The organism is uncultured Veillonella sp. (assembly GCF_934230905.1).
In the GTDB taxonomy this organism is placed as follows: Bacteria; Bacillota; Negativicutes; order Veillonellales; family Veillonellaceae; genus Veillonella.
The window spans coordinates 1-21,413 of record NZ_CAKQFJ010000031.1; the positions used below are offsets into that span (position 1 = coordinate 1).

Sequence of the window (21,413 nt, forward strand, 5' to 3'; positions counted from 1 at the left end):
ATCTCACCTCAGCTTTTAACATTTTATTGTAAATCCTCTAATGTATCTCTCAACGATGACATTTCATCTAATGTTTTAGCGACACCTTTGATAACAGCATATCTAGGTAATTCAACTAAATAAGCAGCAATGCCAACGGAACGAGAAATAACTCGGTCTAACCCACTAATTAAAGCCCCTCCGCCAGTAAGAATGATGCCGTGATCACCTATAGCATCTACTAATTCAGGAGGTGTTTTTTCTAGTATGGACTTAATAGCCTCAAGAATGCTCATAACTTGTGATTCTAATGCGCGTTGTATTTCTAAAGAATGTAGTGTCACCATTTTAGGTAAACCAGTAATAACATCACGCCCCCTGATGACTACTTCTCGTTCTTCAGAACGTCGATCTACAGTACCTGCCGATATTTTGATTTCCTCTGCAGTCAAAGGCCCAATAACAAGTTTTTTCTTACGTCGCACATATTGAATAATGGCCTCATTAAAAGAATCGCCCCCTATACGCAACGATTCGCTCACTACGACACCAGTATCACAAAGGACTGCGATGTCGGTGGTGCCACCACCTATATCTACGACCATGGCACCAACCTTATCAGCTTCATTTAAATTTGTTCCCATAGCTGCTGCTAACGGTTCTTCGATAAGAACCGTCTTCTTAGCACCTGTTCTTAGCAACGCTTCTAGAATAGCACGTTTTTCTACAGGAGTAATACCAGATGGTACGCATACAACAATACGTGTTTTCATAAGTCGTGATGCAGGAACAACAGACCGAATAAAATACTTTAACATAAATTCTGTCATATCATAATCAGCAATAACACCAGCTTGTACAGGGCGTATCACTTCAATTCCTGTTGGAGTTCGGCCAATCATACGTCTTGCGCTTTCACCTAAGGCTAATACATCCCCAGTCCGAGTATCCTTCGCTACACAAGCTGGTTCATCTAGCACAAGACCTTTTCCCTTAACATAAATTAATACATTAGCTGTACCTAAATCAATGCCTAAGTCAAATGTAAGAGAACGTCCAAATTTAGATACTGTATTTCCTACATTCTGAGGAGAAACGATACGTTTCAAGGTCATCGTTGGCGTTGTTTTTGCAATTGGTTTTGTCCGCTTTTGCCGACGTTCCTTACGACGTAATTCTGTCACCTTTACCATAGCAGCCCTAGAAGTGCGTTCTACTACCGACTCTTTTTTAGTGTTCGTATCATTATCTTGACTGCGACGCAAAGCCGGCACTTGTTTACGCCGGCTTCGTTTCTTATTATTCTGTTTTGGCCTTTTGTTCTTATTCGTCAACCCGAACAATATCGGCACCTAACCTTTTCAATTTACCTACTAAATCATCATAACCACGATCAATATGATGCAAACGACCTATTTCTGTTGTACCTTCTGCGGCTAAACCTGCACAAACTAAAGCAGCCCCTGCGCGTAAATCAGTTGCATTTACCACAGCACCATGTAAGGATTGCATGCCTTCAACAATAGCTTGTCGATTATCGATATCAATATGAGCACCCATTTTACGCAATTCAGCAACATGCATAAAACGATTTTCAAATACAGTTTCTGTTACAGTACTCGTACCTTCTGCAATGGTTGTAAACGCCATAAATTGAGCTTGCATATCTGTAGGAAATCCAGGATATGGTAAGGTTTTAATATCTACCGCTTTTAAGCCTTTGCCAGTACTAATAACACGAATACCGTCTATATCTTCTTCTACTGTAACGCCTGCTTCTTTCAATTTAGCTACCACTGGTTTTAAATGTTCAGGCAATGCGTTTTCTACAAAAATATCTCCGCCAGCCATCGCAGCAGCAATTAAATATGTACCAGCTTCAATACGATCAGGAATAACAGTATGAATAGCGCCATGCAAAGAATCTACGCCTTCAATACGAATCACATTAGTGCCCGCACCACGAATGTTAGCGCCCATTGCATTTAAGAATGTTGCTAAATCAACAATCTCCGGTTCTTCTGCGGCATTCTCGATAACTGTTTTACCTTTTGCCATAGATGCAGCCATAATTACGTTTTCAGTAGCACCCACACTTGGGAAATCTAAATAAATTTGAGTTCCTTTTAACCCTTCTGGTGCATGTGCATAAACATAATCTTCTGTAATTTCAATAGTAGCACCCAAAGCTTCAAAAGCTTTTAAATGTAGATCTATAGGGCGTGCACCGATAGCACATCCACCAGGCATAGAAATTTTTGCTTCACCTTTACGAGCTAATAATGGACCCATTACAAGGAAGGATGCTCTCATTTTCCGAACTAATTCATAAGGAGCTTCCGTCGCTGTCAACATAGAAGCGTCAAAAATAATTTCGTCATCCACTTCGTTTCGTGTAATCTTAACGCCCAATGATTCAATTACTTGGGAAATCGTACCAACATCCTCTAAATTTGGAATTTCCAATAATTTACTTGGTGTTGATGCCAATAAAGTAGCTGCAATAATAGGCAATACCGCATTTTTCGCACTACTAACGCGCACGCGACCATTCAGTTGATTACCGCCTTGAATAACGAGCTTTTCCAAAAGAATTCCTCCTACATGTCTTATATTAAAATGGTTATATTTATTTACAACCATATTCGTCACACTGTTATATACTAACGATTATTATACTATTTTTTAGGCTTCTTCATCAAGTAAAACCCCCTAAGATTATCAATCTAATCTTAGGGGGAAAACTACAATATATTCCAAAAGAAATGTATTTAACGCGCTTTCAAAGTAGTTAATTTTTCATTCATATGAATTGTATCAAGGAATCGCACAGTACCTGTTTTGGAACGCATTACGATCGTATGCGTACGTGCACCACCTGGGAAATATTGAATTGGATTTAATAAATTACCACGTGTAATAGCAGTTGCTGCAAAAATCACATCATCACTTCTTACTAAATCATTTAAGGTCAATACTTGATTGACATCTTTAATACCCATTTCATGACAACGACGAATTTCTTCATCACTTTCAGGTTTTAAACGAGCTTGCATATCACCACCTACACATTTAAGTGCAGCTGCAGCTAATACGCCTTCTGGAGCACCACCTGTTCCCACTACCATGTGTACGCCGGAACCTTCAATACAACATTCCATAGCAGGATTAACATCACCATCAGAAATCAGCATAATGCGAGCGCCTAAATCACGAGCTTCTTTCATTAAACCATGATGACGTTCACGATCCAACATTACTAAGTTAATTTCATCAACCTTACGGCCCATTTTTGCAGCTACGTTTTGGATATTTTCTGTCAAAGATTTTGTAATATCAATGGCACCTGCGCCACGAGGACCTACACAGATTTTTTCCATGTACATATCAGGTGCATGTAGCAAGCCACCCTTTTCAGCAATTGCCATAACAGCAATCGCACCATTTTGACCTTTTGCAATCAAATTTGTACCTTCGATTGGATCTACTGCAATATCTACTTCTGGGCCGCCAGCACCAACATGTTCACCAATATATAACATAGGCGCTTCATCGATTTCACCTTCGCCGATAACTACAGTACCGGAAATACGAACGGAGTCAAATGCTTGACGCATTGCATCAACAGCTAAACCATCGGCTTCGTCCTTTTGACCACGACCTAACAAACGACCACTACGAAGAGCAGCTGCTTCCACCACACGAGCAAATTCTAGAGATAAAGTACGATCCATTTTAGGGCCTCCTTAAAAAGATGTTTATATTACTTATTGATTAGCTTGTTTCCAATCAGCCATGAATTTTTCTAATCCCGCATCAGTCAAAGGATGTTTCATAGCTTGTAACAACACTTTATATGGCACTGTTGCAATATGAGCACCAGCTTTCGCACATTGTAAAATATGCAATGGTGTACGTACGCTAGCAGCGATAATTTCTGTATTAATTCCGTGAATAGCAAAGATGTCCGCAATATCTTGAATCAATGTCAATCCATCCATGCTAATATCATCAATACGACCTACAAAAGGACTCACAAAAGTTGCACCAGCACGAGCAGCCAACAAAGCTTGATTTGCAGAGAAAATCAAAGTTACATTTGTCTTAATACCTTCTTTTGAAAGCACTGCAACAGCTTTTAATCCTTCTGGAGTCATTGGAATTTTAACAACAACATTAGAACCCAATTTTACGAGTTCATGAGCTTCTGCAATCATACCGGGAGCATCATCAGCGATAACTTCAGCACTAACAGGGCCTTCTACAAAATCAGCAATTTCTTTAATGACTTGTTTTAAATCGCGTTTTGCTTTCACTATTAACGATGGATTCGTTGTTACGCCATCGATAAAGCCAAAAGAATAAGCATCTTTAATTTCACTAAATTCAGCTGTATCAATAAAGAACTTCATAAAACCTCCTTATTTAGCTGGCGTAATTTTTTCAACGCCCCCCATATATGGAACCAACACTTTAGGAATCACAATAGAACCATCTGGCTGTTGATTATTTTCTAAAATTGCTGCTACTGTACGACCTACTGCAAGACCAGAACCATTTAAAGTATGAACAAATTCAGGTTTACCTTTAGGACCACGACGGAATTTAATGTTTGCACGGCGGGCTTGGAAGTCTGTCATATTAGAACAAGAAGAGATTTCTCGATATTTATTTTGTGCAGGCATCCATACTTCTACGTCATAAGTTTTGGCAGAGCCAAAACCAATATCACCAGTACACAATGTAATAACACGGAATGGTAATTCTAACAAACGCAATACTTCTTCCGCATTATCTGTTAATTTTTCTAATTCATTCCAAGAATCTTCTGGCTTAGAAAGTTTAACCATTTCCACCTTATTAAATTGGTGTTGACGGATCAAACCACGCGTATCACGACCAGCAGAACCAGCTTCAGCACGGAAACATGCGGTAAACGCCGTGTAATATTTTGGTAATTCCTCTTCGCTCAAGATTTCACCACTATGATAGTTAGTCAACGTCACCTCAGCCGTAGGAATCAAGAAATATTCAGTATCCTCTACATGATACATATCTTCTGCAAACTTAGGCAACTGACCTGTGCCAGTCAAAGTCTCACGAGTTACCATATATGGTGTCATCATTTCAGTATAACCTTGCTTATCAACATGAAGATCAACCATGAAATTAATAAGAGCACGTTCTAAACGAGCACCTAAGCCTTTATATACGGTAAAACGCGCACCAGACATTTTTACAGCACGATTAAAATCAAGAATATCTAAATTTTCACCAAGATCCCAGTGTGCTTTTGGTTCAAATTCAAATTGACGTGGTTCGCCCCATTTACGTTGTTCTACATTTTCTTCTTCATCCGCCCCAACAGGTACAGATGTATCACACATATTCGGCAGCATTAATGCGGCATTGCGTAAAGATTCTTCTACTTCACGAATGCGACCATCTAATTCAGAAATTTCATCACCAACGCGTTTCATTTCTGCAATTTTATCATCTGCATTTTCTTTGTTGCGTTTTAATTGGCTGATTTTTTCAGTAACAGAATTACGTAATGCCTTTAATTCTTCTACCTTTTGAATCAATTGTTTACGTTCATCATACGCAGCTACAAAAGTATCAAGATCACCTTTTGTATGACGATTCTCTAAATTTTGTTTTACTAGTTCAAGGTTTTCTCGGACAAATTTTAAATCTAACATAGTATCAGCCTCTTCTATTATGTCGTACAATTTAGTATTTTAATACATTTAAGTATACCATAAAATATAGTATTATTCATCATCTTCTTCATCGAGAAGGTAATCTTTAGCCATCCATTTACGGGTAGCAGTAAAGGAAATTGTAACCCATTTTTCTGTAGGGTTACCACCTATTTCCTCATCAATTTCATTTCGAATAGAATCAAGCTCTGCAATAGTTTGATAGGGAAACTTCTTTGGAACTAAAATGTCGATTTCAATAATACGTGAATTACCATAAGCTTGTACACTTGTAACGTAATCTTTAAATGAATATTTTTCCATAAAACGATCCATAATTTCTTGTACTTCATTATGTAATGACGAAGGAGCCCACCCTAATATCTGTTTTGTAGATGGTACAAGAATTTTAATAACAGATGGAATCATTTGTAATGACAATACTATTAAAACAATTGGATCGATATACACGGCTAAGTGATTATACGATGTTTCTTCTAATAAAATTGCCGCTACAAAACTAATAAGAATAGCAGCTTCTAACCAAGCATCAACCGACCAACTGACATTATCAAATTTAATAAGATTAGATTGCAAACTTTTATTAATGCGATGTACATAAAAATAATAAGCTGTATCAGCTATAGTGAAAAATATAGCATAATAAATAGCAATACCAAAATCTACATGACGACCACCATTTAATAAATCTTCTACACCACTAATCAGTGCATATAAAATAATTAGCAATATAAAAAAGCCCTCAACAGCTAGTACAAGAGGCTCGAATTGCCAATACCCAAACTGAAAGCGCTTACTAGTTTCACGTGCTACAAGCTTAGCAGTCATAAGCATCATAATTTTAATAATGACATCAATAAATGAAAATATGCCATCTAATAATACAGCACTGGAGCCAGTAATCATCCCCATAATAGTACCACTAATGGCTACTAATGCCATCAATGCAACAGATTGCTTAAGTAGTCGTTGCTCTATTGAACGCCTTGCAGCTAATATATCCATAATGCCTCCATTAATTTCTCTCTATATAATTTTATTATACCTTAACCTAGAATATTTTTAAAATTACATAAAAAAGCCCTTTGCTAGTAAAATTATAATTTCTACTAGCAAAGGGCACATACAAGAGGATACTTATCTCTCATTATAATATATTAATTACACTATTTACCAATATTACGTTCTAAGTCAAAGCGATCAGATACGAAACCGTATAAGGTCCAACCTGCAAAAGTTACAATAGAACCATATGTCATAGCATCAAATCCAGATGCATAAAGGGCATATAAACTATACAATGAACCAATAAATGCAATAATTGTTGTACCTTTTAGTTCACTACCACTGCGTTTCGCAGCTTTCATTAACACAATAACCGCACCCATAGATAAGAGATATGGAATAATATTAGTTACAACGGCTAAATTAACTAATGTTTCAAACTGCTCACTTAAAGAAGGACTAATCGTCATTAAACTCATAAAAGATTGTATTATAGTAATTGTTATCATACCAACTACAGGAGCATCTTTGGAAGTAATTTTACTGAACAATTTAGGGAAGTACCCTTCATCTGCAGCTCCTTTAAATACATTAGCAATAGTAAACTGCCATCCTAATAATGAACCAAAACAAGACATAACCATAAGGCCCATAACAACTTTACCAATAGTACCATTAAACATAGAGGCAAATGCCAATCCAAATGGAGCATTACTGTTTACAAGTTCATTAGCAGGGACAATACCGAAAATCATATTTGTAGATACGATATAGATAACTGCAGCCCCTAGTGTTCCACCAAGAACAGCTTTAGGTACATTCTTTTCTGGATTATCAACAGCATCAGCATTGGCACAAGCAGATTCAAGCCCCAAAAAAGCCCATAATGTCATAGCAATGGAGTTAGTTGCCGCTTCGCCAAATGGTATATTGTTTACATTCCAATTCGCTACATACATATCAGAAGAGAAATACGCCCAACCAACCGTGCTAATAACAAGTACTGGCGCAATAACGCCCCACACAGTAAAGCTAGATACACGGCCTGTAATACTAGCACCGCCAAAATTTAATACTGTTGCTAACCATAATGTAAAAATTGTATAAATACCAGTCATTAATGGGGTTAATGTTGCATCAGCAAAAGTTGCGGCGTACCCTACTGCTGAAATAGCAATCGCAATATTAGCAATTAAAAGAGAAACACCATAGGTGTAATTCGCCATAAAGTTTCCGGCTTTACCGAAAGAATATTCAGCATAACCACCCATGCCGCCGCCTTTTCGGCTATACATACCGCATTTTGCAAATGCGTATGCCAAGCACATGGAGCCTACAGCTGTAATTAACCAAGATACAATTGAAAGGGCGCCTACCTGTGCCAACTTTGTTGGCAACATAATAATACCGGATCCCATCATATTTACAGCTGTCAAAATGGTCAACTGCAATACGGACATCTTATTTTTGCCTGTACTCATAATTTTCCCACCTTTTTTATTAATTTGTGGCGCCGTCAGAGTTGCTCTGACGGCACACAATTAAATTATTTTTCAAATTCTTTTTTTAATACATAACCATATGCTTTTTTAGTTCCATCTGGTTGTGCGGTGATATATACACCTTGAATTTCTGGAGCAAAACCAGGCAATTTATTAATTCCTTCTTCAAGAGCTAAAAAGTAATCACATGCAGTTCTAGACCAACGTTCACCAGGTTGTACACATAATACTCCAGGAGGATAAGGAAGAGCACCTTCAAGAGCAATACGACCTTCCGCTTCACTTAATGGTACTAGCTCACCTTTACCACGTTGGAATTCAAAATTTGACTCTTGAGGGTTCATGACAAACTCTGGGAAATAATCATGTAGGAACAAGCGTTGTTGCAATGTACTTACATTTCTATCCTTATAAAAATCATGCATTTCTTGGCATAATTGGCGGATATGGTATCCTTTATATTTATCAAGATTAGCATAATAAATAGAAGGTAATACATCCTGCATCGGTGCATCAGCATCAATCAATTCTTCAAACCGAACAAGTTGAGCTACTAAATCATTCATCTTAGTTTTAGATTCTGCTGGAGTCATTAAAAATAAGATTGTATTTAAATCACATTTTTCAGGAATGATACCATTCTCACGTAAATAATTTGCAAGAATATTGGCATGAATACCAAAAGATTCATATTCTCCTGTTTCTACATTGATACCAGGAGTAATCAATTGGAATTTACATGGATCGATAAAGTATTGACCCTTACCATACCCTTTAAAGGAATGCCATTTAGCATCAGGCTCAAATGCGAAATAATCCACATCTTGTGCCATTTCTTTTGTATCCCCATCTTCCCATTTTTTACCATGTACCACTGGTGGTACTAATGGACGAAGATATTTACAATGTTTTAATACCGATTTACGTGCATCAATAACTGTTTCTACACATTCAATCCATAATTTTTTACCAGCTTCACCTTCATGCATTTTGGCATTTACATCAAGCGCAGCAAACAACGGATAAAATGGAGACGTAGAAGCATGCATCATAAAAGAATTATTAAGGCGTTTATGATTTACATAACGATCTTGCCCTTTAATATGCTTATCTTTTTTATGAATTTGAGAAGTTTGCGAGAAACCAGCTTGTTGTTTATGCACAGATTGAGTTACCAAAATTCCCGGATCATTAGGTCCAAGTTCTAATAATAATGGACTACAATCTTTCATCATAGGAATAAACTGCTCATAACCTACCCAAGCGGAGTCAAAGAAAATATAATCACAAAGATGACCTATTTTATCAACAACTTGTCGAGCATTGTAAATAGTTCCATCGTAAGTCCCGAGCTGAATAACTGCTAATCGAATAGGACGTTCAGCTTTTGCTTTTTCTGGATCTTTTTCAGCAATCAAATCTCGGATATATTTTTCATCAAAACAATGTTCTAAAATACCACCAATTGAACCAAATGGATTACGTGCAGTTTCTAAATATACAGGTGTTGCTCCAGACATAACTAATGCACCATGACAAATAGATTTATGATTGTTACGATCATATAAAACAATATCGCCCGGTGTTAGTAATGCATTTAACACAACTTTATTAGAGGAGGATGTACCATTTAAAACGAAATAAGTTTTGTCTGCATTATAAACTTGAGCTGCATGTTGCTGTGCCTCCACAGCAGACCCTTCGTGAATTAAAAGATCTCCTAATTTTACATCAGCATTACAGAGGTCTGCACGGAATACATTTTCACCAAAAAAATCATAAAATGCACGACCTGCCGGATGTTTACAGAAAAATTGCCCACCTTGATGTCCTGGACAATCAAATTGAGAATTTCCATCTTCTACATAGTTTGAAAGTGCTTGGAAAAATGGAGGCAACATGGACGATTCATACTTTGCAGCTGCAGCTTCAATTTGACGTTTATATAAATCAAAATTTGTACTAGAACCATCAATAACACGTTCTACTTTTCCCATAAATGGATCTATATCTACAGATTTATCAAAGACAACCAAGAAAACAGGAATGCCAAAAGATTTTACTATTTCATTATCTAAGATAGCCGTATCATTTTCACTAATAACGATTGCTGCTATGTCTGTAAAATCAGTTTGACTTAAATCTACACTTGTACGACCTTCTAAAGGGCCAAAATAATATTGTGCCTTATGAGAAAATGCAACATTCATATGTTTCATACTATGATCCTCCTAAAAGAGCAAATGTAATTTAAATAAATACGAATCATATACATAAATATAAGATGTTATACCCCTTTAATAATTGATAGCTATCTCAGTTAACTAGGTATATATATTTTACATTTATATTTTAACATTTACACAATGCAATTTATAGATATGTATTATATGTATAACGCATGTCTTTTTCATCATTATGCATTTTTAGAAAAATGAATATTACATTAAAATATGGGATGTAATATTCAATATATTAGACAAAACAGGCTGTAACTAGAATGTGACTTTATCACATTCTGTTACAGCCTGTTTCAAATATTATTCAGTTATTTCTTCTGTATCTTGCACTTTTACAGCTTCAGGTTTCATTAATGGGAACAACAATACATCACGAATGGATGCAGAATCTGTCAAGAACATAACAAGACGGTCAATACCAACACCAAGACCTGCTGTTGGTGGTAATCCGTATTCAAGAGCATTAACAAAGTCTTCATCCATACGATGAGCTTCATCATCACCAGCTTCACGTTCTTTCAATTGATCCAAGAATCGTTGTTTTTGATCAATTGGATCATTTAATTCTGAAAAACCATTGGCTAATTCACGACCATAAATAAACGCTTCAAAACGTTCTGTCGCTAATGGATTTTCACGACTAGCTTTCGCAAGTGGAGAAATTTCTTTTGGATGACCATATACAATAGTCGGTTGAATCAAGTTTTCTTCTACATAATCTTCAAAGCAAAGATTTAAAATTTTACCAATACCATCATTAGATGTATACTCTACATTTAAACGATCTGCAATGGCACGTGCTTCTTCCACAGTTGTTACAGCATCAAAATCTTCACCAGTATATTTTTTTACACCTTCAGCCATTGTAATACGATTCCATGGTGGAGTTAAATTAATTTCTGTACCTTGATATGTAATTTCTTGTGTGCCAAGGACCTCTTGCGCACAATAAGAAACAAGATTTTCTGTTAAACGAATCGCATCTTCTACATCACCATAAGCCTGATAAGACTCAATCGTTGTAAATTCAGGGTTATGACGATTATCAATACCTTCATTACGGAAACAGCGATTCATTTCAAAAACGCGCTCCATACCACCTACGATTAAACGTTTTAAGTACAATTCTGGAGCAATACGCATATAAATATCAATATCAAGTGCATTGTGATGAGTAATAAATGGACGAGCTGCCGCACCACCAGGAATAGCATGCATCATCGGTGTTTCTACTTCCATAAAACCATCACGCATCATATATTCGCGAATTTTAGCAACAATTTGAGAACGTTTAATAAATGTATCACGCACTTCAGGATTTACAATTAAATCCACATAACGTTGACGATAACGAAGCTCAGTATCTTTCAAACCATGCCATTTTTCAGGTAATGGACGCAAAGATTTAGATAACAACGTTAATTTATTGACTTTAATAGTAACCTCACCACTGTGAGTTCTAAATACATGACCTTCGATACCAACAATATCGCCAATATCAAGCATTTTTACAAATTTATAGTTATCTTCGCCCAAAATATCTTTGCGGAAATATACTTGGATATCACCAGATAAATCACGAATATTAGCAAATGCAGTTTTACCATGTGAACGCATAGTTATCAAACGACCTGCAATAACTGTAGGTTGATCTTCATAATTTAAGAAATCATCTTTGATATCTTTAGCATGGTCCTTAACGATAAATCTTTGACCAAATGGGTACACACCCTCAGCTTCATATTCAGCCAATTTATCGCGGCGAATTTGCATTTGATCATTTAGTTCTTCTTGTAAGTTTTTAATTTCTTCACTCATGTTATCGCCTCTTCGTAAAATGAAAATTATTGAATTGCTAACACTTTGAAAGTAACAGGACCATCAGGTGTAGATACTTCTACTTCATCGCCCTTACGTTTACCCAAAATAGCTTTACCTACCGGTGACTCATTAGAAATACGATTATTGAAAGGGTCTGCTTCAGAAGAACCAACAATAACATACTCCAACTCATCATTGTACATAGTATCTAATAATGTAACCTTACTACCTACAGATACAACATCCCCACTAACTGACTCATCAATGATTTTTGCAGTATTAATCTTATTTTCTAATTCAGAAATATACCCTTCAATAAATGCTTGTTCATTTTTAGCATCATCATATTCGGAGTTTTCACTAATATCGCCATATTCAATAGCTGTTTTAATACGTTGTGACACCTCTATACGGCGCACAGATTTATAATATGCTAATTCATCCTCAAGTTTTTTCAACCCTTCGGCTGTAAGTAATGTTTCTTTTACGTCTGCCATGAATTCTCCTAGTCTTTCTTCATATAAATAATAGAAAAAGTGTCACAGTACGATGACACCTTATCTTGCATCTGTAATTTTTAATCAATTATACTAAGAACCCCTATATTTGTCAATGTAAGTCCCCTGTTACTAAGAGTTCTCTATATGTAAAAAGTTCTTTTTTAAAACTTTCAATAGTATGAATTGTATTTACTCGATTACGCCAATACGCCGATTCAGGCATCCCTTTCATATACCAACCAGCATGTGTTCGAATCTCCTTTATTCCTATAGATGGCCCTTTATATTGGCATAATAATTCAAAATGTTTAAGTAACATATCTAATCGGTCCAAATAGGTGGGCGCTGAAATGATAACCCCTGTATCTAGATAGTGATTTACTCGTTCAAAAATCCAAGGATTACCTTGTGCACCACGACCAATCATGACCGCATCACAGCCTGTTTCTTCTATCATATGGAAAGCATCTTCTGGTGTCCATATATCTCCATTTCCAATAACAGGAATGGACAGAGCATCCTTAACTTCTTTAATATAGGACCAATCAGCACGTCCCATATACATCTGTTCTCGTGTTCGACCATGAACAGCAACTGCCGATACTCCGGTGCTTTCAATACGTTTGGCAAAATCAACCACATTAATATGCTCGTTATCCCAACCGATACGCATTTTCACAGTAACCGGTACATCAACAGCATTCACAGCAGCCTCCGCTACACGTGCAGCCAAATCTGGAGTCTTCATTAATGCAGAACCATCGCCACTAGAAACAACTTTTTTTACAGGACACCCCATATTGATATCTACAATATCCGCCCCTGCGTTAGCTACAACCTTTGCGCCTAAAGCGATTGCTTCCGGATCTGAGCCAAATATCTGCATGGATACGGGGTGTTCCACTTTTTCCATACGCAACAAATCATGTGTACGTTCATTTTTATATTTTATGCCCATAGCGCTAACCATTTCTGTACAAACCATAGATGCGCCATGCTCTTTAGCTAGAAGTCGATATGCGATATCACTAACCCCTGCCATCGGAGCCAAAATAGCCTTACCAGAAATGGACACATTACCAATAGTCCACGTTTCTTTCATTATTATTCACCTAATAAAACAGGTACAGCCAAAGCCGTACCTGTTGTTATGCATTCATACTATAATTACAATCAACTCTACTATAGTACCATTATTTATTTCGTTCGTAAATGAGGCGAAGCCCTTCCAATGTAAGCATCGGTTCTACATGATCAATGCAATCAGTAGCACTACTGATAAGCTGTGCCAAACCGCCTGTCGCCACAACGGTTACATCACCACCCATTTCAGCTTTCATACGTGCTACGAGTCCTTCTACTTGACCTACATAACCATAAAACATCCCAGATTGCATGGAGGATACAGTATTACGATTAATAACCTGACCAGGATCTTTTACCTCAATACGCGGTAATTTTGCGGCTCGTTGGAATAGAGCCTCAGCGGAAATTGTCACACCTGGTGTAATAACACCACCAATATAATCACCATTACCAAGTACTGCACAATAAGTAGTGGCTGTGCCAAAATCAATGATAATCAATGGACCTTCATATACTGCATTAGCTGCTACTGCATTAACAATACGATCGGCACCTACCTCGCGTGGATTATCATATTTAATAGCAATCCCTGTTTTTGTACCAGGACCTACAATAATTGGATTTACATTAAAGTAGCGCAAACAAACCCGTTCTAATGTAGGCATTAGTGGAGGTACTACAGAGGAAATAATGATAGCCTTAATATCCTTTGCATCAACTTTGCGGTCATGAAAAAATAAGTTCATCATCAACATGCCATATTCGTCAGTGGTCCGCACACGGTCTGTAGAAATTCTCCAATGTCCTACTAAATTTTTATGATCGTAAACACCGAGAACAATATTAGTGTTTCCCACATCAATTACTAATAACATGTATTCCTCCTATTTGCGTGGCCGTATAGAAACATCGCCAGCAACAATCCGTTTAATATCTCCATTAGATGTTTTAACCAATAAATTACCATCATTATCAATATCAGTAGCTACACCTTCATAAGTACTACCAGGTGCTCTAACCTCGATTTCTTGATGTAAAGTAACACTTAGCTTACGCCACTCATTCAAAGTATCATCAAATCCACAATCTAATACTTCATAATACTGGTGTTCCAATTCTTCCAAAATAATTTTGAAAGCTTCAGTCCGTTCAATATCAATACCTTCCATCAAAAGTGACGTAGCAATCTGTTTAATCTCTTCTGGTAATTCCTCTTGTTTAGTTTTAACATTGACACCTATCCCCATAACAATATAGGATATTTCTTCCATCGAACCAGAAAATTCCGTTAATATTCCAACAAGCTTACGTCCATTCACCAATATATCATTAGGCCATTTGATACCAGCATTAGTAAGCCCCATTTTATGAAAAGCTTTAGTTAATGCTACGGCCGCCATCAATGTGCATTTGGGTGCTTCTACAGGAGGGAAATCGGGGCGCAAAATGAGACTAAACCACAAGCCTTTTCCAAATGGAGAATACCAACCACGAGATAAACGACCTCGGCCTGCAGCCTGTTCTTCTGTAACAACTACAGTTCCTTCCTCTGCACCTTGTTGAGCCAATCTACGAGCTTCTAAATTAGTCGATTCAGTTGTATCCATATATACATACCGCTTACCAAAAACATCGGTATTCAATATTTGTTTCATGGCTAATGGACTTAACAAATCTGGTTCCTCCAACAAACGATAACCACGCTTAGTATAGGACTCAATTTTATAGCCCTTTTGTCTTAGTGCTTTTATATGCTTCCAAATGGCAGTACGCGACACATGACATGCTTCTGACATGTCTTGACCAGAAACAAAACCACCTTGATTCTGTCTTAAGAACTCTAATACTTCATCACGCATAACAAGGCCCCCTTTTCCTGACGGTTTACAATTCGATTGTACAAGTGAGCCCTTTAAAATGCAAGCATTATTTATAAATCTAATAAATAATCATTTATAAAAGTCCCTACTATCTACTTATAAATTTCAATATAGTAGACAAATAGATTGTTGTATGAAATTATACCTCATTAATAGTATAATAAAAATACTACAATAAAAATAAGGAGTATCTATGAAGCAATTTACATTAGAAGAAAAAAATGAAGTCTTAGAAACCCCCTTTATCCATATCCACAGAAAATTGGATGTATTATTAAATATCGGGAAACTTCTTATGGAATGTGGTGCCGATACAGGACGCATAAGCTCTGAAATTCAACAAGCAGCTACCTTTATGGGAATTCCACACAGCTATTTAAACATACATATTAGTTATACAACGATTATGATTAATATTTTTCATCAGGAGCGTTCTATAACTGTTTTTAGAAAAACTCCGGTCCACATACCGAATATGGCCATGATAAATGCTGTATCAAAACTAACTTGGCGAGCCTTTGAACGCCATTACTCTTTAACAACCTACGAACGTCTAATGAAAAAATTACAGCATACAATTCCTATATATCCAGACTGGTTAAAAGGCATTGCCTGCTCATTAGGATCCGCAGGATTAGCCTTTTTATATAGCGCTGATATGATTGCATTAGCAGTAACATTTATATGTTCCTTATGTGGGTACTTTATAAGAAGCTTATCTCAACGTCTGGGCTTTAACGAGTATTTAGGTAATGCTCTTTGTGCCTTTACAGCTATGTTCATTGCCTATGGCTTTTATTCATTCATTGAACTGGGATCTCTTGTATATGTGCTCGTCTGTTGTACCCTTTTTATGATTCCAGGTGTACCACTTATTAACTCTGTTACGGATACAATAAACAACCATATTTTATCTGGCATAACACGTGCTATTCGCACATTACTAATTGTTGGCAGTATGACGCTGGGTATGGCTATGGCCTTATATTTTAGTCCACTACCAGCATTTAATTTTGTAGATATTAAACCTCACATTTTATCTATAGAACAGGTTATTGGATCATTCGTCGCTGCCGCTTCATTTGCTGTACTATTTAATGCTCCAACCCGTCTGTTACCATATATTGGACTAGGTGGTGTCCTTTGTGTTACTTTAAGAAATTTAATGCTATTACAGTATGGCTTCACCTTACCAGGAGCTACATTTGTAGGTGCGGCTATTATGAGTATAATATTTGTTAAACTATCTTCGTGGCTACATACATCTGGCCCTGTTCTAGTTGTACCATCGGCTATCTCATTAATGCCTGGGATTTTACTCTATCGTTTTCTCTTTGATATCTTGCATATAAATTCATTAAATGAATCAGGATTACTTTATATGGCTCAAAACGGAACCACAGGTGTTTTATCCATCATTGGTATTGCAGTCGGCGTGGCTATACCAAATGTTCTTGCTCAACGATACCTTCAAAAGCGGAAAAATCAACGTACCCAAGAATTAATGGCTACAAGACATGCGAGCGATGGTCAATAAAAGTTTTTTAACAAATAATGGTGCTGAAAAGGGGTCTTTGAGTCCCTTTTTGCTTAAAAATACTAAAAAGCTATTAGTTGATTAATTTCATATAATCAACTAATAGCTTTTTAGATGTAAGGGGCTGTTTTGTTACAGCCCCTTAGTTATGTATTAAGATTGCACATCAGATTCTGTAGAGCTTGTCTTAGTTTCTTCAGTAGAATTAGGCATGGAAATTACTGCATCCACATGACTTACTGTAGGCGCTTCTGTTTCATCAGGAGCCTTAGTAGTACCATATTTATGAAGATTTTCAACAGCCTTAGCATCAATGGTTTCTTCTTCTAATAAAGCTTTTGCCATATTATGTAAGAAATCCATGTTATCTGTTAAGAGTTGTTCTACATCGCGATATGCTTCATCTACAATATGATGAATTTCAACATCAATCTTACTTGCAACCTCTTCACCATAGTTACGTTCATGACCAATATTTTTACCAAGGAACACTTGCTCTTGTTGTTCACCAAATACGATAGGTCCCAACGTATCACTCATCCCCCAACGGGTAACCATGGATCGTGCCGTATTTGTTACACTTTGTAAGTCGCCAGAAGCACCAGTACTAATATCACCAAGTACAAGAGCCTCTGCAATACGACCGCCTAATGCAACTCGTATATCAGCTAATAGTTGAGCCTTCGTTTTATAATCATGTTCTTCTTTAGGTAACATCATCGTATATCCACCAGCATAACCGCGCGGAATAATCGTTACCTTATGAACAGGGTTTGCATGTGGCAATAAATGAGCCACTATGGCATGACCAGATTCATGATAAGCGGTCAACTTACGATCCTTTTCGCTCACAATGTGACTGCGGCGTTCAGGGCCCATGCTAACCTTTTCACTAGCTTCTTCTAATTCAGCCATAGTGATAACTTTTTTATTCAAACGAGCCGCTAATAAAGCTGCTTCATTTAACAAGTTGCTCAAATCAGCACCTGTAAAACCAGGTGTCTTTTTCGCAATTGTTTTTAAATCAACATCATCCGCCAATGGTTTATTACGTGCATGAACCTTAAGAATTGCTTCACGTCCATGAAGATCTGGACGTCCAACAACAACTTGTCTATCAAAGCGACCAGGACGCAATAATGCAGGGTCCAAAATATCTGGTCTATTTGTTGCGGCAAGAGTAATGATGCCTTCATTGGCACCAAAGCCATCCATTTCAACAAGTAATTGGTTTAGCGTTTGTTCACGTTCATCATGACCCCCACCAAGACCAGCACCACGTTGACGACCAACCGCATCAATTTCATCGATAAAAATAATACAAGGGGCATTCTTTTTAGCTTGACTAAACAAATCCCGCACACGAGAAGCACCGACACCGACAAACATTTCTACAAAATCGGAACCAGAAATGGTAAAGAATGGAACACCTGCTTCACCAGCTACCGCTTTTGCCAATAATGTTTTCCCTGTACCTGGAGGTCCAGCTAGTAAAACACCTTTAGGAATAGTTGCTCCAATACTTGTAAATTTACCTGGGTCTTTTAAAAATTCTACAACCTCAGTCAATTCTTGTTTTGCCTCTTCGGCACCAGCTACATCGTTGAATTTTACCTTTACATTGCCATCGCCCATCATCTTAGCACGACTTTTGCCAAAGTTCATCACACGACCACCGCCACCTTGTGTTTGTTGCATAATAAAGAAAAATACAACAACAAGAATGATGATTGGAATAGCAGAACCTAATAAACTAACCCACCAAGATGGTTGTTCTGGTGGTGCAGCAGTAATTTCAACACCATTATCTGTCAATGTTTTAATCAGTGTATCATCAGATGGTGCATAGGATACAAACTCTGTACCATTTTTTAATTTTCCTTTAATCCCATGGTCATTTGTAATCGTTACCGATTCAACCTTTTTTTGTTGTACCTGTTGTACAAAACCGGTATAACTCATTTCGGCTTTATTAGTATTCTGCCCAGCTAGGGAATCTATAGCAAAAACGGCGATTGCAATGATAAGTAAGTAAAGGACGAGTTTTTTACTAAATTGACTCAAAAAATTACTCCTTTCACATGTAATATATAACACTTTTAATGCATAATGATATGCATTATTATATTATATCACAAGTAAGCGAACAAATACTCGCTATTATTATCTAGTTAGAAATATATTAGATTATTATTGGTAAATGGATTCTTTCAAGATACCAATATATGGTAAATGGCGATATTTTTCAGCATAATCCAAACCATACCCAACAACAAAATAATCTGGCACAGTAAAACCTACATAATCGACATCAACATCCATTTTTCGACGTTCAGGTTTATTAAGAAGAGCTACAAGTCGTACGCTCTTAGCACCGCGAGCCTTCAAATTATCTAATAAATAATGAAGAGTGGTACCTGTATCCACAATATCTTCTACAACGAGTACATTCTTACCTTCTACGGAACGGTCCAAATCTTTCAAAATTCGGACTACACCAGTACTTGTCGTACCATCACCATAACTAGAGCAAGAAATAAAATCAAAAGATACATCTACTGTACCATCGATAGTACGGGCCAAATCAGTAAAAAAAACAACAGCGCCCTTCAAAACACCAACTAATACAACAGAATCATGAGCATAATCTTTGCTAATTTCCGCACCGAGCTCACTAATACGAGTTTTTAATTGTTCTTGAGAATATAAAATCTCTTTTATATCTTGATGCATATATAAGACCTCCCGGATCTATATCTAATGTTTGCAATATACATGTATTGTATCATATTGTGCGTTAATTGTAACTTTTTCAATAAAGAAAGTTTTAGCTTCTCCTGTTCTTACAATATGTGCCAATTGTTCTTGATGCGATAGGGATAGTGAAACACTAGGTATCATCAATTGCCACAATCGCCGCTGCATAGCGAGCGGTAGTGCCCGCATACAACGCCTAGACATCTGAAATCCATTATCTACAGGTCGTACTAACTGCGTAAATAAACGCTGGCTTTCACCATTGAGAAAAGCCTCATCAACTTGAGCAATATCGCCCAATCTACATAAAGCATCTACTACATTGGAATTAATTGTTTGTAACGTAGGAATTACCTCATGACGAATGCGGTTTCTATTATATTTCACATCTTTATTAGACGCATCCACGCAATATTCAATATTCTGCAAACGAGCATATTCTAATATTTCATCTTTTGTAACCGCCAATAGAGGTCTAACTATAGGAACAGTGTAATCATGACTTATCACAGACATGCCGGTAATACCTTTGATACCAGACCCGCGCAATATGTGTGCTAAAATGGTTTCCCCTTGATCATCCTTATGATGAGCAGTGACAATATAATCATAGTGTTCACGTTCAGCCAATTCATTAAACCACTTATAGCGCTCACATCGACCAACAGTCTCTAACGACTCCTTTCGCTCTTGTGCCATAAGAGGAATATCCTTTTTTATCCCCCAAAATGGTAAATCCCTATTCTTACAATACGATTCAACCATTTGTAATTCAAATAGACCTTCTCTACGAATAGAATGATCCATCGTAGTAACACCAATTGTCCACAATGATTTTCTATGTATCTTTAAATATTGTAAAAGGTCTAATAAAACCATAGAGTCTGATCCACCTGAGCAAGCAACTAAAATTCGCGCCTCATTAGGGAATAGATTATTATCCTTCAAAGTTTTATTAACTAGTCTATAGAGTTGTTTAATTAGTTTAGGTGTTGATTTATCATGCTTTTTCATCATAACTTATAATCAATTCTTGCTGTAATGCTTCCATTCCATCTTGTTCACTTACAAAAATATGGGGAATCTCATAGGCATCCATAAATGATGTTAATATTTCTGCACCGCTTATAATAATATCTACTCGACCGGGCTGTAAACCTGGTACATGTAACCGTTCATCACGACTCATATAGCGCAACTGCAAGATAATACCTTCTACACATTCTCTAGTTAATTTATGACCTTGAATTTTATTACCATCGTATTCTATCAATTTTAAATCAATTGCAGCTAATGTTGTAATAGTTCCACCAATACCAATAAAATCACCAAAAGGGCCTTCTATCATCATAGGGTCCCATAAAAATTGTGTTTCTTCCCATA

Annotated in this window: 17 protein-coding genes and 1 pseudogene; 1 reads left to right on the forward strand and 17 read right to left on the reverse strand. The window is 36.9% G+C overall.

The window, feature by feature from the left end:
* Positions 1–23 precede the first annotated feature (23 nt).
* The 13 genes from Q0E20_RS08135 to Q0E20_RS08195 form a co-directional block, all read right to left on the reverse strand.
* A complete protein-coding gene (locus Q0E20_RS08135; protein WP_295998827.1) occupies positions 24–1,253 on the reverse strand; it encodes a rod shape-determining protein in 1,230 nt (409 codons plus the stop codon).
* A gap of 49 nt (positions 1,254–1,302) precedes the next feature.
* Positions 1,303–2,568: a UDP-N-acetylglucosamine 1-carboxyvinyltransferase gene (gene murA / locus Q0E20_RS08140; protein ID WP_295998789.1), complete on the reverse strand. Its 1,266-nt coding sequence runs from the start codon at positions 2,566–2,568 to the stop codon at positions 1,303–1,305.
* A gap of 182 nt (positions 2,569–2,750) precedes the next feature.
* Positions 2,751–3,713: a class II fructose-bisphosphatase gene (glpX, locus tag Q0E20_RS08145; protein WP_295998792.1), complete on the reverse strand. Its 963-nt coding sequence runs from the start codon at positions 3,711–3,713 to the stop codon at positions 2,751–2,753.
* Positions 3,714–3,746: 33 nt separating this feature from the next.
* Complete coding sequence (fsa, locus tag Q0E20_RS08150; protein WP_295998795.1) at positions 3,747–4,391, reverse strand: fructose-6-phosphate aldolase; 645 nt, start codon at positions 4,389–4,391, stop codon at positions 3,747–3,749.
* 9 nt (positions 4,392–4,400) lie between these two features.
* Positions 4,401–5,681 (reverse strand): serine--tRNA ligase, encoded by a 1,281-nt coding sequence (serS, locus tag Q0E20_RS08155; protein ID WP_295998798.1) that lies wholly within the window; start codon positions 5,679–5,681, stop codon positions 4,401–4,403.
* A 72-nt stretch (positions 5,682–5,753) separates the two neighbouring features.
* On the reverse strand, positions 5,754–6,707 hold the full coding sequence (locus tag Q0E20_RS08160; protein WP_295998801.1) for a cation diffusion facilitator family transporter: 954 nt from the start codon (positions 6,705–6,707) through the stop codon (positions 5,754–5,756).
* Between the two features lie 161 nt (positions 6,708–6,868).
* Positions 6,869–8,188, reverse strand: a complete 1,320-nt coding sequence (gene potE, locus Q0E20_RS08165) for a putrescine-ornithine antiporter (protein WP_295998803.1) — start codon at positions 8,186–8,188, stop codon at positions 6,869–6,871.
* A 65-nt stretch (positions 8,189–8,253) separates the two neighbouring features.
* Complete coding sequence (gene speF, locus Q0E20_RS08170) at positions 8,254–10,428, reverse strand: ornithine decarboxylase SpeF (RefSeq protein WP_295998806.1); 2,175 nt, start codon at positions 10,426–10,428, stop codon at positions 8,254–8,256.
* A gap of 321 nt (positions 10,429–10,749) precedes the next feature.
* Positions 10,750–12,267 (reverse strand): lysine--tRNA ligase, encoded by a 1,518-nt coding sequence (lysS, locus tag Q0E20_RS08175; protein WP_295998807.1) that lies wholly within the window; start codon positions 12,265–12,267, stop codon positions 10,750–10,752.
* Between the two features lie 26 nt (positions 12,268–12,293).
* Positions 12,294–12,767 carry a transcription elongation factor GreA gene (greA, locus tag Q0E20_RS08180; RefSeq protein ID WP_295998809.1) on the reverse strand — a complete coding sequence of 158 codons (474 nt, stop codon included), beginning with the start codon at positions 12,765–12,767 and terminating at the stop codon, positions 12,294–12,296.
* Positions 12,768–12,879: 112 nt separating this feature from the next.
* Complete coding sequence (gene dusB / locus Q0E20_RS08185) at positions 12,880–13,872, reverse strand: tRNA dihydrouridine synthase DusB (protein WP_295998812.1); 993 nt, start codon at positions 13,870–13,872, stop codon at positions 12,880–12,882.
* A 91-nt stretch (positions 13,873–13,963) separates the two neighbouring features.
* Positions 13,964–14,731 (reverse strand): type III pantothenate kinase, encoded by a 768-nt coding sequence (locus Q0E20_RS08190; protein WP_295998814.1) that lies wholly within the window; start codon positions 14,729–14,731, stop codon positions 13,964–13,966.
* Positions 14,732–14,740: 9 nt separating this feature from the next.
* Positions 14,741–15,715 carry a biotin--[acetyl-CoA-carboxylase] ligase gene (locus Q0E20_RS08195; RefSeq protein ID WP_295998816.1) on the reverse strand — a complete coding sequence of 325 codons (975 nt, stop codon included), beginning with the start codon at positions 15,713–15,715 and terminating at the stop codon, positions 14,741–14,743.
* Positions 15,716–15,929: 214 nt separating this feature from the next.
* Between Q0E20_RS08195 and Q0E20_RS08200 the strand changes: the two genes are divergently transcribed.
* On the forward strand, positions 15,930–17,273 hold the full coding sequence (locus Q0E20_RS08200) for a threonine/serine exporter ThrE family protein (RefSeq protein ID WP_295998818.1): 1,344 nt from the start codon (positions 15,930–15,932) through the stop codon (positions 17,271–17,273).
* A gap of 153 nt (positions 17,274–17,426) precedes the next feature.
* Here Q0E20_RS08200 and ftsH read toward each other — a convergent pair whose 3' ends face one another.
* The 4 genes and pseudogenes from ftsH to Q0E20_RS08220 form a co-directional block, all read right to left on the reverse strand.
* Complete coding sequence (ftsH, locus tag Q0E20_RS08205) at positions 17,427–19,337, reverse strand: ATP-dependent zinc metalloprotease FtsH (protein ID WP_295998820.1); 1,911 nt, start codon at positions 19,335–19,337, stop codon at positions 17,427–17,429.
* Between the two features lie 126 nt (positions 19,338–19,463).
* Positions 19,464–20,006 (reverse strand): hypoxanthine phosphoribosyltransferase, encoded by a 543-nt coding sequence (hpt, locus tag Q0E20_RS08210; RefSeq protein WP_295998822.1) that lies wholly within the window; start codon positions 20,004–20,006, stop codon positions 19,464–19,466.
* A 24-nt stretch (positions 20,007–20,030) separates the two neighbouring features.
* Entirely contained in the window at positions 20,031–21,047 is a 1,017-nt protein-coding gene (gene tilS / locus Q0E20_RS08215; protein WP_295998825.1) for a tRNA lysidine(34) synthetase TilS, read from the reverse strand.
* Positions 21,031–21,413 (reverse strand): annotated as a pseudogene (locus Q0E20_RS08220) (phosphatase); the annotation flags it as partial. The pseudogene Q0E20_RS08220 and the gene tilS, both read right to left, overlap by 17 nt.

Bases quoted from the DNA above. Each gene is read 5' to 3' on its own strand.
- Q0E20_RS08160 (WP_295998801.1), bottom strand. From the start codon at position 6,707: ATGGATATATTAGCTGCAAGGCGTTCAATAGAGCAACGACTACTTAAG.
- speF (WP_295998806.1), bottom strand. From the start codon at position 10,428: ATGAAACATATGAATGTTGCATTTTCTCATAAGGCACAATATTATTTT.
- hpt (WP_295998822.1), bottom strand. From the start codon at position 20,006: ATGCATCAAGATATAAAAGAGATTTTATATTCTCAAGAACAATTAAAA.
- Q0E20_RS08190 (WP_295998814.1), bottom strand. From the start codon at position 14,731: ATGTTATTAGTAATTGATGTGGGAAACACTAATATTGTTCTCGGTGTT.
- potE (WP_295998803.1), bottom strand. From the start codon at position 8,188: ATGAGTACAGGCAAAAATAAGATGTCCGTATTGCAGTTGACCATTTTG.
- greA (WP_295998809.1), bottom strand. From the start codon at position 12,767: ATGGCAGACGTAAAAGAAACATTACTTACAGCCGAAGGGTTGAAAAAA.
- Q0E20_RS08200 (WP_295998818.1), top strand. From the start codon at position 15,930: ATGAAGCAATTTACATTAGAAGAAAAAAATGAAGTCTTAGAAACCCCC.
- Q0E20_RS08195 (WP_295998816.1), bottom strand. From the start codon at position 15,715: ATGCGTGATGAAGTATTAGAGTTCTTAAGACAGAATCAAGGTGGTTTT.
- glpX (WP_295998792.1), bottom strand. From the start codon at position 3,713: ATGGATCGTACTTTATCTCTAGAATTTGCTCGTGTGGTGGAAGCAGCT.
- tilS (WP_295998825.1), bottom strand. From the start codon at position 21,047: ATGATGAAAAAGCATGATAAATCAACACCTAAACTAATTAAACAACTC.
- fsa (WP_295998795.1), bottom strand. From the start codon at position 4,391: ATGAAGTTCTTTATTGATACAGCTGAATTTAGTGAAATTAAAGATGCT.
- lysS (WP_295998807.1), bottom strand. From the start codon at position 12,267: ATGAGTGAAGAAATTAAAAACTTACAAGAAGAACTAAATGATCAAATG.
- dusB (WP_295998812.1), bottom strand. From the start codon at position 13,872: ATGAAAGAAACGTGGACTATTGGTAATGTGTCCATTTCTGGTAAGGCT.
- serS (WP_295998798.1), bottom strand. From the start codon at position 5,681: ATGTTAGATTTAAAATTTGTCCGAGAAAACCTTGAACTAGTAAAACAA.